The organism is Luedemannella flava (assembly GCF_039528515.1).
GTDB classification, from domain to species: Bacteria; Actinomycetota; Actinomycetes; order Mycobacteriales; family Micromonosporaceae; genus Luedemannella; species Luedemannella flava.
In genome coordinates, this window is the sequence record NZ_BAAALT010000135.1 from 1 (window position 1) to 591 (window position 591).

The following is a 591-nucleotide window of genomic DNA, read 5'->3' on the forward strand; positions in this document are numbered from 1 at the left end:
CCCGAGAAAGGCCATGACAGCGTCATCGGCGACTGCCGCTTCGGGCATGTCGCTGGTGTCGTTGAGCAGTGGTGAGGTGATGTGCGTCTTCGACAGCGGGTCGCGGCGGTTGATCTCAATGCGCACGACAGCGGCATTGCGCTTAGATCGGGCGATGACTGCTGAGCGTGCCCAGCAGGCCGACGCGATGGTTTCGGCCTTGTTGTCGAGGTCTTCCATCGACAGGCCGGGACGCATCCACAGCCAGACGATCTGGCCGGTCTTGGTGGAGAAGCAGGCCACGATGAACGGCAGGTTCCCTGAGTAGTTCAGGGTCCGCATCTCAACCAGGCAGGCACGGAGCCGGTGCCGGGTGATGACACACCAGAACCGATTCAGGACGAACCGGCGTGCCGGGTTGTCGGTGACGATCCATCCGCAGAGGACGATGATCAGCAAGGCGTTGAGCCACAGCGGGTTCGACCGGAAGTAGCCGGTGATCGCCGTTCCGTGGGCGATGGTGATGTAGGCGATGCTGGCCAGGACGAACAACTCCCAGCGCCAGCGCCAGACCGCGAGCAGAACCTTGACCGGCGTCGACTGTGACGGCCG

General features: G+C 63.5%; 1 pseudogene. It reads right to left on the reverse strand.

The features are described 5' to 3' along the window. A pseudogene (locus ABD211_RS20855) lies at positions 1-591 on the reverse strand (hypothetical protein); the annotation flags it as partial.